This is a genomic window from Stenotrophomonas sp. TWI377 (genome assembly GCF_039674525.1).
Classification (GTDB): domain Bacteria; phylum Pseudomonadota; class Gammaproteobacteria; order Xanthomonadales; family Xanthomonadaceae; genus Stenotrophomonas.
In genome coordinates this window covers 84571-99270 of record NZ_JBDJNT010000010.1, presented here as the reverse complement: position 1 = coordinate 99270, position 14700 = coordinate 84571, and the positions used below count along the sequence as shown (strand labels likewise).

Sequence of the window (14700 nt, the reverse complement as noted above, 5' to 3'; positions counted from 1 at the left end):
AACCGGCAATCAGGTTCCACTCGATGGACCGCGCCCAAAGCGCCCATCGAGGTACGCACATCATGACTCTCCGGATCCTTGCCGCCGTGGCGTTGACCGCCTGCGCGGCCGCGGCCACGGCCGCCACGGCGGCCGAAACGCCCGCCCACGCGTCGCTCGACCCGGTCCTGGCCGGTTATGCCACGACCGTATTCCGCAACAATCTTCCTCCCGGCGATGTCCAGCCGGCCAAGCCACTTGCGCGTGTCTCCATGCAGGACGCTCCCCAGGGCGAAGATCGGCAAGGCCTGGTGGAAGCGCCATTGCGTCCCGGCGTGACGCTGCCTGCGCGATAGCCGCTGATCGGCGGGGTGGGGCACGCGCTTCACCCCATTAAGCGACATGACGACCTTCCGCTTTCCGGCCCCGCCTGCAACAATGTGCGCCTGAGCTTGCAGGCTCGCGAAAGTGGCGGAATTGGTAGACGCCCTGGATTTAGGTTCCAGTGCCGCAAGGCGTGGGGGTTCGAGTCCCCCCTTTCGCACCAGTGCAGGGCGTTTTGCCGGCACCATGACCATGGGCACGTCCCGGATCGGGGAGACGGCCACATGCTGGGCCCCTGGCGGCCCCCGGTCGTTCTCGGCCCGCGCTGGCGGCGCTGGCGTTTATCGGCGAAACTACAGGGCTGCGGCGGGCATGCGCGTCCACGACCCCGCGTCCAAAACCCGTTTCATCCATCACATCGTGCCGGGGCCCATGCCGCCGGTGGCAGGAGTCAACATGCAAGCTTCGATCGAATCCACTGGCAATCTGGAACGCCGCCTGACCTTCTCGCTGCCGGAAGACCGTCTGCAGACGCACATCAGCGGCCGTCTGGGCGAAATCGCCCGCACCACGCGCATCAAGGGCTTCCGTCCGGGCAAGGTGCCGGCCAAGGTGATCGAGCAGCGTTTCGGCCAGCAGGTCCGCAGCGAAGCCGTCGACGGCCTGCTGCGTGAGACCTTCGATGCCGCCCTGCGCGAGCACGAGCTGCGCATCGCCGGCACCCCGCGCATCGACAAGGGCGAGGGCGAGCTGTCCTTCGTGGCCACCGTCGAGCTGGTGCCGGACTTCGGCGACGTGGACGTCAGCAAGCTGACCGTGGTCCGCCACACCGCCGAGATCAACGACGCCGACATCGACCAGATGATCACCAACCTGCGCGAACAGCGCCGCAGCTGGAGCCCGGTCACCCGTGGCGCCCAGGACGGCGATCTGGTCGCCCTGGAAACCTGGTCGCAGGCCGGCGATGAGCGCCTGCCGGCCGAAGGCACCGAGAAGGGCAGCGTGATCGTGGGCCAGGGCATGATGTTCGAGCAGATCGAACAGGGCCTGGTCGGTCTGACCGCCGGTGAAGAAAAGACCCTGGACGTCGAGTTCCCGGCCGATTGGCGCGTGCCCGCGCTGGCTGGCAAGCAGGTCAAGGTCACCGTCAAGGCGGTGGACGTGTCCGCGCCGGTGCTGCCGGAAGTGGATGCCGAGTTCATCAAGAGCTTCGGCGTGAAGGGTGGCGACGTGGAGCAGTTCCGCAAGGACATCCGCGCCAACCTGGAGCGTGAGCTCAAGGGTGCCCTGATGAACCGCCTGCGCCGCGAAGTCGGCGAGCAGCTGATCGCCGCCTATGCCTCGGTGGAAATGCCGCCGCGCCTGGTCGAGAACGAAGCCCGCGCCATGCTGGATCAGCAGCTCGAGCAGATCCGCCGCAGCGGCCGCAACCCGGGCGACGTCCCGGCCGATGCCCATGAAGGCTTCAAGGAAGCGGCCGCCAAGCGCGTGCTGGTCGGCCTGCTGGTCGGCGAAGTGGCCCGCAAGAACGACCTGCGCCTGGACCCGAAGCGCCTGAATGAAACCATGCGCCTGATCGCGTCGACCTATGAAGAGCCGGAACAGGTCATTGAGATGTACCGCAACGACCCCCAGCTGATGAGTGGGCTGCAGAATCGTGTGATGGAAGAGCAGGTGATCGACTGGATCGCCGAGCGCGCCCAGCACACCGAAGAGAAGCTGTCGTTCCAGGACGCGATCCGCCAGTAAGCGGCCCGCGTTTTACGCCCCGCGCCCCGGCGCGGGGTCGTTCCCCCCAAAATAGGTGCCTCACTAATGGACAACCGAACCACAGCCCTGAACATGGTTCCGATGGTGGTCGAACAGACCAGCCGCGGCGAGCGCGCCTATGACATCTATTCGCGCTTGTTGAAAGAGCGTCTGATCTTCCTCGTGGGCCCGATCGACGATCACATGGCCAACGTGGTGGTGGCGCAGCTGCTGTTCCTGGAAGCGGACAACCCGGAAAAAGACATCAGCATCTACATCAACTCGCCCGGTGGCGTAGTCACCGCCGGCATGGCGATCTACGACACCATGCAGTACATCAAGCCGGACGTGAGCACCATCTGCGTCGGCCAGGCCGCCTCGATGGGCGCCCTGCTGCTGGCATCCGGCGCGGCCGGCAAGCGGTATGCGCTGCCGAACTCGCGGGTGATGATCCACCAGCCGCTGGGCGGTTTCCAGGGCCAGGCCACGGATATCGATATCCATGCCCGTGAAATCCTGACCCTGCGTTCGCGCCTGAACGAAGTGCTGGCCAAGCACACCGGCCAGTCGCTGGAGACCATCGCCCGGGATACCGAGCGCGACAACTTCAAGAGCGCGGCCGATGCAGTGGCCTACGGTCTGGTCGATCAGGTCCTGGAGCGTCGTCCGGAAGAGTCGATCCAGCCGGCGTAAGGTTATGCCAAGCCGGGAAACCGGCTTGTTTCCACCGGGTCAGGCGGGACTGGCGTCCTCCTGACCCTGTGCTATTCTCGAATCGAACCCCCGTTCAGTCGGGTGGGGTAACTGGGTAAGCGAAGCATGAGCGAAGACCGCCAAGGTCGTTCCACGGACACCGGCAAGATCCTCTACTGCTCTTTCTGTGGAAAGAGCCAGCATGAGGTGCGCAAGCTGATTGCGGGTCCGAGCGTGTTCATCTGCGATGAATGCGTCGAGCTGTGCAACGACATCATCCGTGAGGAGCTGGAGGAGAAGGCGCAGTCGGCCCGCAGTTCGCTGCCCAAGCCGCGCGAGATCCTCGAGGTCCTGGACCAGTACGTGATCGGGCAGAACCGCGCCAAGCGGACCCTGGCCGTGGCCGTATACAACCACTACAAGCGCATCGAGAGCCGGCAGAAGAACGACGAAGTCGAACTGGCGAAGTCGAACATCCTGCTGGTCGGTCCGACCGGTTCGGGCAAGACGCTGCTGGCCGAAACCCTGGCCCGCCTGCTCAATGTGCCGTTCACCATGGCCGACGCCACCACGCTGACCGAAGCCGGTTACGTGGGCGAGGACGTGGAGAACATCATCCAGAAGCTGCTGCAGAAGTGCGACTACGACGTCGAGAAGGCACAGCAGGGCATCGTCTACATCGATGAAATCGACAAGATCTCGCGCAAGAGCGAGAACCCGTCGATCACCCGCGATGTGTCCGGCGAAGGCGTCCAGCAGGCCCTGCTGAAGCTGATCGAAGGCACCGTGGCCAGCGTGCCGCCGCAGGGCGGTCGCAAGCACCCGCAGCAGGAATTCCTGCAGGTGGACACCAAGAACATCCTGTTCATCTGTGGCGGCGCGTTTGCCGGCCTGGACAAGGTGATCCAGCAGCGTTCGAACGATTCGGGCGGCATCGGGTTCGGTGCCAAGGTGAAGAGTTCCGAGCGCAAGCAGGAAGTGGGCAAGATCCTGGCGGAAGTCGAGCCGGAAGATCTGATCAAGTTCGGCCTGATTCCGGAGTTCGTCGGCCGCCTGCCGGTCGTGGCAACCCTGGAAGAGCTGGACGAGGCTGCCCTGGTGCGCATCCTCACCGAGCCGAAGAACGCCATCACCAAGCAGTTCAAGAAGCTGTTCGAGATGGAACACGTCGAGCTGGAGTTCCGGCCCGACGCCCTGGCCGCGATCGCCCGCAAGGCGCTCAAGCGCAAGACCGGTGCCCGTGGCCTGCGTACCATCGTCGAATCGGTCCTGCTGGACACCATGTATGACCTGCCCTCGGCAGAGAACGTCAGCAAGGTGGTAGTGGACGAATCGGTGATCGAACACAAGTCCGAACCGTACCTGATCTACCAGACGCCACCGGCGCCTGAACAGAAGGCGGCTGGTGCTGAATAATCAGTTCAAGTAATTGAATTGAAAGAATTTTTTCAGAACAGCTTGCATCTAGAAGCCGATGGCCCCATAACGAGGCCATCGGCTTTTTTTGTATCCGGGCGAGGCGCCCGGAGGCCATCCCCACTGTTCCACTGGAGCCCACATGGCCCGTTCCCCAACTGAGACTCTCGACCTGCCGGTACTGCCGCTGCGTGACGTGGTGGTGTTCCCGCACATGGTCATTCCGCTGTTCGTCGGCCGTGACAAGTCCATGCATGCGCTGGAGCAGGCGATGGAAGCGGACAAGCGCATCCTGCTGCTCGCGCAGAAGTCCGCCGAGACGGATGATCCGTCCGCCGCCGATCTGTACCAGGTCGGCACGCTCGCCCAGGTCCTGCAGCTGCTGAAGCTGCCCGATGGCACCATCAAGGTGCTGGTCGAAGGCCTGTCGCGGGTCAACGTCACCGACGTGACCGAGCGCGATGGCTCGCTACACGGCGTGGGCATGGAAATCGAATCGGACGAATCGCGCGAGCCGCGCGAGATCGAGGCGATCGCCCGCTCGCTGATGTCGCTGTTCGAGCAGTACGTCAAGACCAACCGCAAGCTGCCGCCGGAGCTGCTGCAGACCCTGGCCGGCATCGATGAGCCCGCGCGCCTGGCCGACACCATCGCCGCGCATATCAGCGTGCGCCTGGCCGACAAGCAGCGCCTGCTGGAAACGCTGCAGATCGGCGACCGCCTGGAAATGTTGGTCGGCCTGGTCGATGGCGAGATCGACGTACAGCAGATGGAAAAGCGCATCCGCGGCCGCGTGAAGTCGCAGATGGAAAAGAGCCAGCGCGAGTACTACCTCAACGAGCAGATGAAGGCCATCCAGAAAGAACTGGGTGACCTGGATGACGCGCCCGGCGAGATGGACGAGCTGGCCCGCAAGATCGCCGAGGCGGGCATGCCCAAGCCGGTGGAGACCAAGGCCAAGGCCGAGCTCAACAAGCTCAAGCAGATGTCGCCGATGTCGGCCGAAGCCGCCGTGGTGCGCAACTACCTGGATTGGCTGCTGGGCGTGCCGTGGAAGAAGCGCAGCAAGGTCCGCAAGGACCTCAAGGCCGCGCAGGACACGCTGGATGCCGATCACTTCGGCCTGGACAAGGTCAAGGACCGCATCCTGGAATACCTGGCCGTGCAGTCGCGCGTGAAGCAGATGAAGGGCCCGATCCTGTGCCTGGTCGGCCCGCCCGGTGTGGGCAAGACCTCGCTGGGCCAGTCCATCGCCAAGGCGACCAACCGCAAGTTCGTGCGCATGAGCCTGGGCGGCGTGCGCGACGAGGCCGAGATCCGTGGCCATCGCCGCACCTACGTCGGCTCCATGCCGGGCCGCATCGTGCAGAACCTCAACAAGGTGGGCAGCAAGAACCCGCTGTTCGTGCTCGATGAGATCGACAAGATGTCGATGGACTTCCGTGGCGATCCGTCCTCGGCGCTGCTGGAAGTGCTCGATCCGGAGCAGAACAACGCGTTCAACGATCACTACCTGGAAGTGGATCTGGACCTGTCCGAAGTGATGTTCGTGGCGACCTCCAACTCGCTCAACATCCCCGGCCCGCTGCTGGACCGCATGGAAGTGATCCGCATCCCCGGCTACACCGAGGATGAGAAGCTCAACATCGCCATGCGCTACCTGGTGCCCAAGCAGATCAAGGCCAACGGCCTGAAGCCGGAAGAGCTGGAGATCGAGGCCGACGCGATCCAGGACATCGTGCGCTATTACACGCGCGAATCCGGCGTGCGCAACCTCGAGCGCGAAGTCGCCAAGATCTGCCGCAAGGTGGTCAAGGAGATCGCGCTCGCCGGTCCGGTGGCACCGGCAAAGCCTGCCAAGCCGGCCAAGGCCGGCAAGAAGACCAGCGCGAAGAAGAAGGCGCTGGTGGTGGTCAACGGCAAGAACCTGGACAAGTACCTGGGCGTGCGTCGCGTCGATTTCGGCCGTGCCGAAGAGCAGAACGAAGTGGGCCTGGTCACCGGCCTGGCCTGGACCGAAGTGGGCGGCGATCTGCTGCAGATCGAATCCACCCTGGTGCCGGGCAAGGGCCAGCTGATCCTGACCGGCCAGCTGGGCAACGTGATGAAGGAATCGGCCTCGGCGGCGCTGTCGGTGGTGCGTTCGCGCGCCGAGCGGCTGGGCATCGACAACGAGTTCCTGCAGAAGCACGACGTGCACGTCCATGTGCCCGATGGCGCCACCCCGAAGGATGGCCCCAGCGCGGGTATCGCCATGGTGACCTCGCTGGTGTCCACGCTGACCAAGGTGCCGATCCGGGCCGAAGTGGCGATGACCGGTGAGATCACCCTGCGAGGCCGCGTCACGGCCATCGGCGGCCTCAAGGAGAAGCTGCTGGCGGCGCTGCGTGGCGGCATCACCACGGTCATCATCCCCGAGGAGAACCGCAAGGATCTGGCCGATATCCCCGCCAATGTCACCCGCGATCTGAAGATCGTGCCGGTGAAGTGGATCGAGGAAGTGCTCGACCTGGCGCTGGAGACGCCGCTGACGGCACCGAAGCCCAAGAAAGATGGGCAGCGTGTCACGGTACGCGGCAAGTCCAAGACAGCTTCCACGACCCGCGTCAAGCACTGACGCGTGCTGTGGAAATGCCCGAAACCCGCGTCGTTATTGGCTTTTCAGCTTGCGCGGGTAGGGGGGCACTGGTATAAAAGCACCACTCGCGAGTCAGCGCAATTCTGAATTCGGCGAACTGAGAACTTCACTGGCATTCGACGGCGTATCGTCGTCGGGTGTCTCAATGTTGAATCCGCGGAATCCCCGCCAAAGGAGCTGTAGAGAATGAACAAGACCGAATTGATCGACGCCGTTGCTGAAGCCGCCGACCTGACCAAGGCCGAGTCCAGCCGCGCCGTTGATGCCGTCATCGCTTCCGTCACCAAGGCCCTGAAGGGCGGTGACGCGGTGACGCTGGTGGGCTTCGGCACGTTCCAGGTCCGCGACCGCGCTGCCCGTACCGGCCGCAACCCGAAGACCGGCGACACCATCAAGATCGCTGCGTCGAAGAATCCGTCGTTCAAGGCTGGCAAAGCCCTGAAGGATGCCGTAAACTAAGCGGCTTGCTGGGGTGCTTAGCTCAGCGGTAGAGCGTCTCCTTTACACGGAGAGGGTCGGGGGTTCGAAACCCTCAGCACCCACCAGGCACTGCCAGTAAAAGTTTTGAAATGTGGAGCGGTAGTTCAGCTGGTTAGAATGCTGGCCTGTCACGCCGGAGGTCGCGGGTTCAAGTCCCGTCCGCTCCGCCAGTTTCAAGAAGGCCCCTGAGCAATCGGGGGCCTTGTTTTCTCCGCCGATGGTAGAGCTGACCGTTGGTCAGCTGGGAAAGCAGACCGTTGGTCGGCTGAAAAAGTTAAAGTGCGGAGCGGTAGTTCAGCTGGTTAGAATGCTGGCCTGTCACGCCGGAGGTCGCGGGTTCAAGTCCCGTCCGCTCCGCCAGTTTTTAAAAAAACCTCGAAAAAAGCAGTATTTCGGGGTGGGCAATCTGAATATCTTCGGATAGAATGAGCGCCTGCAAAGTTCAAGTGCGGAGCGGTAGTTCAGCTGGTTAGAATGCTGGCCTGTCACGCCGGAGGTCGCGGGTTCAAGTCCCGTCCGCTCCGCCAATCTTTGAAAAGCCCTTGGTGAAAACCAAGGGCTTTTTTTTGTTTTCCATCCAGCAGATCGATCGACAGTGCGGCACACGCCGTTGGTCCGTCACGATCGGCAGGTGCGGCAGCGGGAGGATCCGCGCGCAGGGGCGGGCGCGGGCACTTTTGGAGCCTGCCGCGAAGCGGGTTACACTGCCGGGCTCGCCAATCAGGCCTTGATTTTTCCCATGCTGCAGAAACTTCGCGACAAGACCTCGGGCTGGATCGTTACCGTGATCCTGGGGCTGCTGATGATTCCGTTCCTGTTCGTGATCGACTCCAGCTACCTCGGTGGCGTCGGCTCGCAGAACGTGGCCAAAGTGGCCGCCCCGCCGACCTGGTGGAAGTCCGCCCCGTCGTGGTGGCCGGTTTCGTTCCTGTGGCAGCACCATGAGATCAGCTCCAATGATTTCCGCGTGCGCTTCGAGCAGGCGCGCCAGCAGGCACGCCAGGAACAGGGCGAGGATTTCGATCCGCGCCAGTTCGAAAGCACCGAAAGCAAGCTGGCCGTGCTCGATCAGATGATCGATGAGCAGGTCGTGCGCCTGGCCGGCGAACAGTCCGGCATCGTGATCGGTGATGGAGCGGTACGCGAGTACATTTCCTCGATCCCGGCCTTCCTCGGCGCCGATGGCAAGTTCAACCAGGACAACTACCGCATCGCGCTGGCCAGCGGCAATCCGCCGCGCACCCCGACGCAGTTCGAAGCGCTGGTGCGCGAGAGCATCCAGCAGTCGATCATTCCGTCGGCCCTGCAGCGTTCCGGGTTCACCACCCAGAGCGAAGCCGAGCGCCTGATGAAGCTGTTGGGTGAAACCCGTGATGTCGAACTGGCCGCGCTGCCGGAAACCCCGGCCGATACCGCCGAAGTGACCGACGCGCAGATCAAGCAGTGGTACGACAGCCACACCAAGGATTTCCGCCAGCCGGAGACGGTGTCGCTGGAGTACGTCGAGATCAACGGCGCGAACCTGCCGGCCCCGGCGGCAGCTGACGAGGCCACCCTGCGCAAGCGCTATGAAGATGAGAAGGCACGCTTCGCGACGCCGGAACAGCGTCTGGCCTCGCACATCCTGATCAGCGCCGACGGCAGCGATCCGGCCAAGCTCAAGGCCGCCGAAGAAAAGGCCACGCGCCTGGCCGCGGAAGCGAAGGCACCGGGCGCCGATTTCGCCGCACTGGCCAAGGCCAACTCCGAAGATCCGGGCTCCAAGGACACCGGCGGCGACCTGGGCTGGGTGGAACGCGGCGCGATGGTGAAGCCGTTCGAAGATGCCCTGTTCGCCATGAAGGCGGGCGAGGTCACCGGTCCGGTCAAGACCGATTTCGGTTTCCACGTGCTCAAGCTGCGTGAGACCAAGGGGGGCGAAGGCCGTTCGTTCGACGAGGTCCGTGACCAGCTGGCCGCCGAGCAGCTCAAGGCCGACACCGACCGTGTGTTCACCGAGCTGAGCGGCCGTCTGGTGGATCTGGTCTACAAGAACCCGACCTCGCTGGAAGGCCCGGCCAAGGACATGAGCCTGCCGGTGCAGACCATCGGTCCGTTCACCCGCACCACCGCCAGTGGCATCGCCGCCAACCCGGCCGTGCTGCGCGCGGCGTTCTCCGACATCCTGACCCAGGACGGCACGGTGAGCGACCCGATCGAGCTGGGCCCGAACCACAACGTGATGATCCGCGTGACCGAGCACAGCCCGGAGCAGGCGCTGCCGCTGGCCAAGGCCCGTGAGCAGGTGATCGCCGCGATCCATGCCGACCGCACCCGACAGGCCTCGGAGAAGGCCGTGGACGCCGTGCTGGCCAAGCTGAAGGCCGGGCAGACCCTGCAGGCGCTGGCGACCAGCGACAAGCTGCAGATCAGCCCGCTGCCGGGCCTGCCGCGTACCCAGCCGGTGCCGACCCCGGAGATCAACCGCGCCGTGTTCAGCGCACCGCTGCCGGCCGAAGGCAAGCCGAGCTACGGCAAGGTTGCCGTGCAGGGCCGCTACGTGATCTACGCGGTGACCAAGGTCACCCCGGGCAACGTGGCCGAAGTGGATGCCGCCCAGCAGCAGCAGCTCAAGGAGCAGCTGAGCCAGATCGACGGCATGGCCGCCGCCAAGGCCTACGTCGACGCCATGCGCAAGCACTTCAAGGTGCAGACCGAAGAAGCCAACCTGTAACCGGGTCGGCTTCTGCTGGACAGCAAAAAGCCCGGCAATGCCGGGCTTTTTGTTGAACGACACTGCCCGGCAGAACCGGGCAGTGTCGTTACCCGCAATGGGATCCGCGCACTCAGTCTTCGACGCGCAGCACCGCACCGGGCTTCAGCACACTGCTCCCGCTGAGCCCATTGAGCGACAGCAGGGCCTTCAGCGGCATCCCGTACCGGCGGGCGATGGTCCAGGGCGACTCGCCGTCGCGCACGGTGTGCCGGCGGCTGCGCGGGCGATCCGCGCTGGCTACCGTGCGGGTGGCTGCCGGCGCAGGCGTCGTGCGCGCCGCCGGGGTGTCCACCGGTGCGCTGGGGGCCAGCGCAATGGCGGCCACGCTGGCGCTGGCGTCCACCGGTGCATGCGCAGTCGGAGCCAGCACCGTCACCTGGCCGGACGGGCGGCCTTTGCCGCTGGCCAGGGCCGGGTTGAGGCGGGCGATCCGCGCCGGATCCAGATCGCGCTGCTGGGCCCACTGCTGGACGCTGGTGCCGGCCGGCAGGGTGTGGCCCTTCAGCACGGGCACGGTGCGATCCAGTGAGGCCATCACCGCCGGCTCGGTTTCCGCGTCTTCCAGGACGCAGGCCAGCGCATGCAGCTTCTCGACATAGGCATAGGTGACCGGCGACAGCCCCGGCAACTCGGCCGGCCGCGCGTTCTGCGCGTTCATGCCGGCCTTGCGCAGCGACTGCAGCACCCGGTACTCACCGGCGTTGTAGGCCATCGTCGCCAAGCGCCAGTCGCCGCCGAACATGCCGTGCAGGGTCTTGAGGTAACGCACCGCGGCCTGGGTGGAATCCACGGCCGAGAGGCGACCGTCGTAGCCCGGGGTCATCTGCACGCGGTGGTTCTTGGCGGTGGTGGCGATGAACTGCCACAGGCCGGCCGGGCCGCCGCCGTTGCGGGCGTTGGGCCGGTAGCCACTTTCCACGAAGGGAATCAGCGCGAATTCGGTGGGCAGGTCGGACTTGCGCAGCTCTTCGACCACGTAGCCGAACAGCACCAGCGCATCGTCATCCTGGTTGGCCAACCGCGAGGGGGCATGCGCGAACTGCTTCTGCCAACGCGGGCTGGTCGCCTCGGCGTTGCAGGTGGGTTCGGCCAGACCATCGCGGAAGCTGGCGAAGATGTCCTGCCCGTTGCGCACCGAGGCCGGCGGCAGCGCCGCAGCGGTCAGGGGGAGGGAGGACAGGCCGGCCACGTTCTGGGACATGCCGGCGGTCAACGACTGGGCGCCCGCGCTGCCGGCCACGGCGATCGCCAGGCCAAGCGCGAGCGGCAACAATCGCCGACTCATGTTCGAAATCCGTCTTTCCAGTGTCGCAGCCCTGCGACAACATCGACTTCATCGGTTACGGGACGCCCAAGATGGGCGCTGACGGCCGCCTGGATGGCGGGGGTGTTCGTACGCAGGAACGGATTGCATTCCAGCTCGCTTGCCAGTGAAACCGGCAGCGTGGGCAGGTCATCGCGGCGCATGGCCAAGGCCTCCTCATGGCGCTGCGACAACGCAGCGTTGGTGGGGTCTACATGCCGCGCGAAGACGGCATTGGACAGGGTGTACTCGTGGGCGCAACAGACCATCAGTTGCGCTGGCAGGGACGCCAGCTTCCGCAGGGATGCCAGAAGCTGGGGAGGCGTACCTTCGAACATGCGCCCACAGCCCAGGCTGAACAACGCATCGCCACTGAAAAGGTGTTCAGCGGTGTGAAACGCGATATGGCTCCGGGTGTGCCCGGGCACGGATACTACGTGGAACCCCAGCCCCAATGCCTGAACGCATTCACCTTCAGCCACCCGGTGGGCAGGGACCGCGATGCGCGGTTCCGCCGGTGCGTAGACCTCCACCGCGGGAAACCGGGCCTGCAGCTCGGCCACGCCGCCGATGTGGTCGTTGTGGTGGTGGGTCAGCAGAATGCTGTGCAGGACCCATCCCTGCTGCGCTGCGGCGGCCAGGACGGGGTCGGCCTGGCCGGGGTCGATGACCACGGCGCGGCCGTCGTCGGCGACCAGTGCCCAGATGTAATTGTCCGCAAACGCGGGTAGGGCGGTCAGTCGCATAGAATTGGACCATGCCCCCCGCACCGAGCCCCCGTCAAGCGACAGTCGCATCCTGGTTTGATACTGAACCGGCACAAGCGTTGTGCCGGTTGGAATCGGAGCGGTTGCGCAGCCTGCTGGCCGAGCGCCCGGTGAACCCCTGGTTGTGGGTGGCGCCGACGCCTGGCTGGCTCGGGTGCGTGGATCTGCCCGGCCGCGGCCTGCGCCTGTACCGGGACGGCGCGGCTTACGCCGGGGATGTGCACTGCGGGCTGCCGTTGCCGCTGCCGGATGAGAGCGTCAATGCGATCGTCCTGCAGCATGTCACCGCGCGGGACGCCGAGGCGTTGATCGCCGACTGCGCCCGTGTACTGATGCCGGGCGGCCGCCTGTGGCTTTCCACCCTCAACCCGTTCAGCCCGTACCGCCGGCAGTGGCGCCATCACGGGCTGGTCGTGCGCAGCCCACAGCGGCTGCGCCACACCCTCGCGCAGGCTGGCCTGAGCTGCGAAGACCTGCAGTACCTCGGCCCGATGTGGCGCGACCGCTCGCCGGCGCGGCGCGATCTGGCCCCGCTGCGGGCCGCCTGTCTGTTCACCGCTGAAAAACGCACTCTGGCCTTGCCGGGACCGACGCCGGTGGCTGCGCCACGCTGGCACGGCACCGTGGCCACCTGATCTGGAATGGAATGAAGACGATAGAAATCCACACCGACGGTTCCTGCCTCGGCAATCCCGGCCCTGGCGGCTGGGCGGCATTGCTGCGCTACAACGCGCACGAGCGCGAACTGAGCGGTGGTGAAGCGCATACCACCAACAACCGCATGGAGCTGATGGCGGCCATCTCGGGGCTGGAAGCCCTCACCGAGCCGTGCAACATCGTGCTGTTCACCGATTCGCAGTACGTGCGCCAGGGCCTGACCGAGTGGATGCCCGGTTGGATCCGCAAGAACTGGAAGACCGCCGGCGGCTCGCCGGTCAAGAACCGGGAACTGTGGGAGCGCCTGCATGCGGCCACGCTGAAGCACACCATCGACTGGCGCTGGGTGAAGGGCCATTCCGGCGACCCGGACAACGAGCGCGTGGATCAGCTGGCGCGCGACGCCGCGATCCGGATCCGCGCCGCCGGCCCGGTACACTGAGCCCATGCGTCAGATCATCCTTGATACCGAAACTACCGGCCTGGAATGGCGGAAGGGCAATCGCATCGTCGAAATCGGCTGTGTGGAACTGCTCGAGCGCCGCCCCAGTGGCAACAACTACCACCAGTACCTCAAGCCGGACTGCGAGTTCGAACAGGGCGCGCAGGAAGTCACGGGCCTGACCCTGGAGTTCCTGGCCGACAAGCCGGACTTCGCCCAGGTCGTCGACGACTTCCTGGCCTACATCGATGGCGCCGAGCTGATCATCCACAACGCGGCGTTCGATCTGGGCTTCCTGGACAACGAGCTGTCGCTGCTGGGCGACCACTACGGCAAGATCACCGACCGCTGCACGGTGATCGATACGCTGAAGATGGCGCGCGAGCGCTTCCCGGGCCAGCGCAATTCGCTGGATGCGCTGTGCCGTCGCCTGGGCGTGGACAATGCCCACCGCCAGCTGCACGGCGGCCTGCTCGATGCGCAGATCCTGGGCGATGTGTACATCGCGCTGACCTCGGGCCAGGAAGAAATCGGCTTCGGCTCGGCCGATGACCAGAAAACCGGCAGCGCCCACGCGCAGACCTTCGACACCTCGCGCCTGCTGCCGCGCCCGCGCGTGGTCGCCACGGCCTCGGAGCGGGAAGCGCACGAAGCGCGCCTGGCCAAGCTGCGCAAGAAGGCCGGCCGCGCGATCTGGGATGGTGAACCTGAAGCGGTGGAAGCGGTCAGCGCCTGACGGCCCGCCCCCGGTAGATCCCGACCGTTGGTCGGGATGCCTGCCTCAATGACACCGCACCAGGATCACGGTGATGTTGTCCGAACCGCCGCCATCCAGCGCGGCGGCGACCAGCGTATCCACGCATTCCTGCGCACTGGCATCATCGAAGGCGAGGGTACGGGCGATGCCCTTGTCCTCGACCTCTTCGGTCAGCCCGTCGCTGCACAGCAGCAACTGCATGCCCGGGCGCAGCTCACCGGTGGTGGTCGCCACATTCAGGTGCGCCGGATCGGTCACCCCCAGCGCCTGGGTCACCACATTGCGATGCGGATGTGCACGCGCCTGCTCGGCGGTCAGATTGCCCTGCGCGACCAGTTCCTGGACCACGCTGTGATCCTGGCTCAACTGGGCCAGCTTGCCGTCGCGCCACAGGTACGCGCGGCTGTCGCCGACCCACGCCACCTCATACCGATTGCCCTGCACACGGGCCGCCACCACGGTGGTGCCCATCGGCAGGCTGTCGTTGCGGCGGCGCGAGGTGCGGATGATTTCCTCATCGGCGATCCGGATCGCATGCGCCAGCGTCGCCCCGCGGCGGATCTCGCGCACGATGGTCTCGCGCGCCAGCGCACTGGCCACCTCACCGCAGGCGTGCCCGCCCATGCCATCGGCGACCAGCCACAGCGCCAGTTCGCCATCCCCGTAATACGTATCCTCATTGAGGTCGCGGCGCAGGCCGGGGTGGGTCAGGTGTCCGAATTCGATCATGAAGGCGCGTG

At 65.4% G+C, this 14700-nt stretch carries 13 protein-coding genes and 5 tRNA genes; 15 read left to right on the top strand and 3 right to left on the bottom strand.

Annotated elements, in window-relative coordinates; translation table 11 throughout:
• The first annotated feature begins 23 nt into the window (after positions 1-23).
• The 12 genes from ABE546_RS10570 (at position 24) to ABE546_RS10515 (ending at position 9992) form a co-directional block, all read left to right on the top strand.
• Positions 24-335, top strand: a complete 312-nt coding sequence (locus ABE546_RS10570) for a hypothetical protein (protein WP_346463624.1) — start codon at positions 24-26, stop codon at positions 333-335.
• A gap of 106 nt (positions 336-441) precedes the next feature.
• Positions 442-526 (top strand) — tRNA-Leu (locus ABE546_RS10565).
• A 233-nt stretch (positions 527-759) separates the two neighbouring features.
• Positions 760-2052 (top strand): trigger factor, encoded by a 1293-nt coding sequence (gene tig / locus ABE546_RS10560; RefSeq protein ID WP_121042977.1) that lies wholly within the window; start codon positions 760-762, stop codon positions 2050-2052.
• A gap of 66 nt (positions 2053-2118) precedes the next feature.
• On the top strand, positions 2119-2745 hold the full coding sequence (gene clpP / locus ABE546_RS10555; RefSeq protein ID WP_019185804.1) for an ATP-dependent Clp endopeptidase proteolytic subunit ClpP: 627 nt from the start codon (positions 2119-2121) through the stop codon (positions 2743-2745).
• A gap of 126 nt (positions 2746-2871) precedes the next feature.
• Complete coding sequence (gene clpX / locus ABE546_RS10550; protein ID WP_019185803.1) at positions 2872-4161, top strand: ATP-dependent Clp protease ATP-binding subunit ClpX; 1290 nt, start codon at positions 2872-2874, stop codon at positions 4159-4161.
• A gap of 142 nt (positions 4162-4303) precedes the next feature.
• Positions 4304-6778 (top strand): endopeptidase La, encoded by a 2475-nt coding sequence (gene lon / locus ABE546_RS10545; RefSeq protein WP_346463622.1) that lies wholly within the window; start codon positions 4304-4306, stop codon positions 6776-6778.
• A 207-nt stretch (positions 6779-6985) separates the two neighbouring features.
• Positions 6986-7258, top strand: a complete 273-nt coding sequence (locus ABE546_RS10540; RefSeq protein WP_019185801.1) for an HU family DNA-binding protein — start codon at positions 6986-6988, stop codon at positions 7256-7258.
• An 11-nt stretch (positions 7259-7269) separates the two neighbouring features.
• Positions 7270-7344 (top strand) — tRNA-Val (locus tag ABE546_RS10535).
• A gap of 28 nt (positions 7345-7372) precedes the next feature.
• Positions 7373-7449 (top strand) — tRNA-Asp (locus tag ABE546_RS10530).
• 113 nt (positions 7450-7562) lie between these two features.
• Positions 7563-7639, top strand: a tRNA-Asp gene (locus ABE546_RS10525).
• Positions 7640-7729: 90 nt separating this feature from the next.
• Positions 7730-7806: transfer RNA gene (locus tag ABE546_RS10520), tRNA-Asp, on the top strand.
• A gap of 212 nt (positions 7807-8018) precedes the next feature.
• The gene (locus ABE546_RS10515; RefSeq protein ID WP_313212252.1) at positions 8019-9992 is read left to right on the top strand and encodes a peptidyl-prolyl cis-trans isomerase; all 1974 of its coding nucleotides are present in this window, start codon (positions 8019-8021) and stop codon (positions 9990-9992) included.
• A 112-nt stretch (positions 9993-10104) separates the two neighbouring features.
• On the opposite strand, the gene ABE546_RS10510 is transcribed toward ABE546_RS10515, so the two are convergent.
• Both ABE546_RS10510 and gloB read right to left on the bottom strand, forming a co-directional pair.
• Positions 10105-11319 (bottom strand): transglycosylase SLT domain-containing protein, encoded by a 1215-nt coding sequence (locus tag ABE546_RS10510; RefSeq protein WP_313212251.1) that lies wholly within the window; start codon positions 11317-11319, stop codon positions 10105-10107.
• The gene (gene gloB / locus ABE546_RS10505; protein ID WP_346463620.1) at positions 11316-12083 is read right to left on the bottom strand and encodes a hydroxyacylglutathione hydrolase; all 768 of its coding nucleotides are present in this window, start codon (positions 12081-12083) and stop codon (positions 11316-11318) included. The genes ABE546_RS10510 and gloB overlap by 4 nt, the downstream gene beginning before the upstream one ends.
• Before the next feature lie 11 nt (positions 12084-12094).
• On the opposite strand from gloB, the gene ABE546_RS10500 reads away from it, so the two are divergent.
• From ABE546_RS10500 to dnaQ, 3 genes are read left to right on the top strand one after another with little or no spacing between them, the layout of a single operon-like run.
• On the top strand, positions 12095-12739 hold the full coding sequence (locus ABE546_RS10500; RefSeq protein WP_313212249.1) for a methyltransferase domain-containing protein: 645 nt from the start codon (positions 12095-12097) through the stop codon (positions 12737-12739).
• An 11-nt stretch (positions 12740-12750) separates the two neighbouring features.
• Positions 12751-13203, top strand: coding sequence for a ribonuclease HI (rnhA, locus tag ABE546_RS10495; RefSeq protein ID WP_121042991.1), 453 nt, complete (start codon positions 12751-12753; stop codon positions 13201-13203).
• A 4-nt stretch (positions 13204-13207) separates the two neighbouring features.
• Complete coding sequence (gene dnaQ / locus ABE546_RS10490) at positions 13208-13939, top strand: DNA polymerase III subunit epsilon (protein WP_313212247.1); 732 nt, start codon at positions 13208-13210, stop codon at positions 13937-13939.
• Between the two features lie 45 nt (positions 13940-13984).
• Here the strand turns inward: dnaQ and ABE546_RS10485 are convergent, their stop codons facing one another.
• Positions 13985-14689, bottom strand: coding sequence for a protein phosphatase 2C domain-containing protein (locus ABE546_RS10485; protein WP_019185793.1), 705 nt, complete (start codon positions 14687-14689; stop codon positions 13985-13987).
• Positions 14690-14700 lie beyond the last annotated feature (11 nt).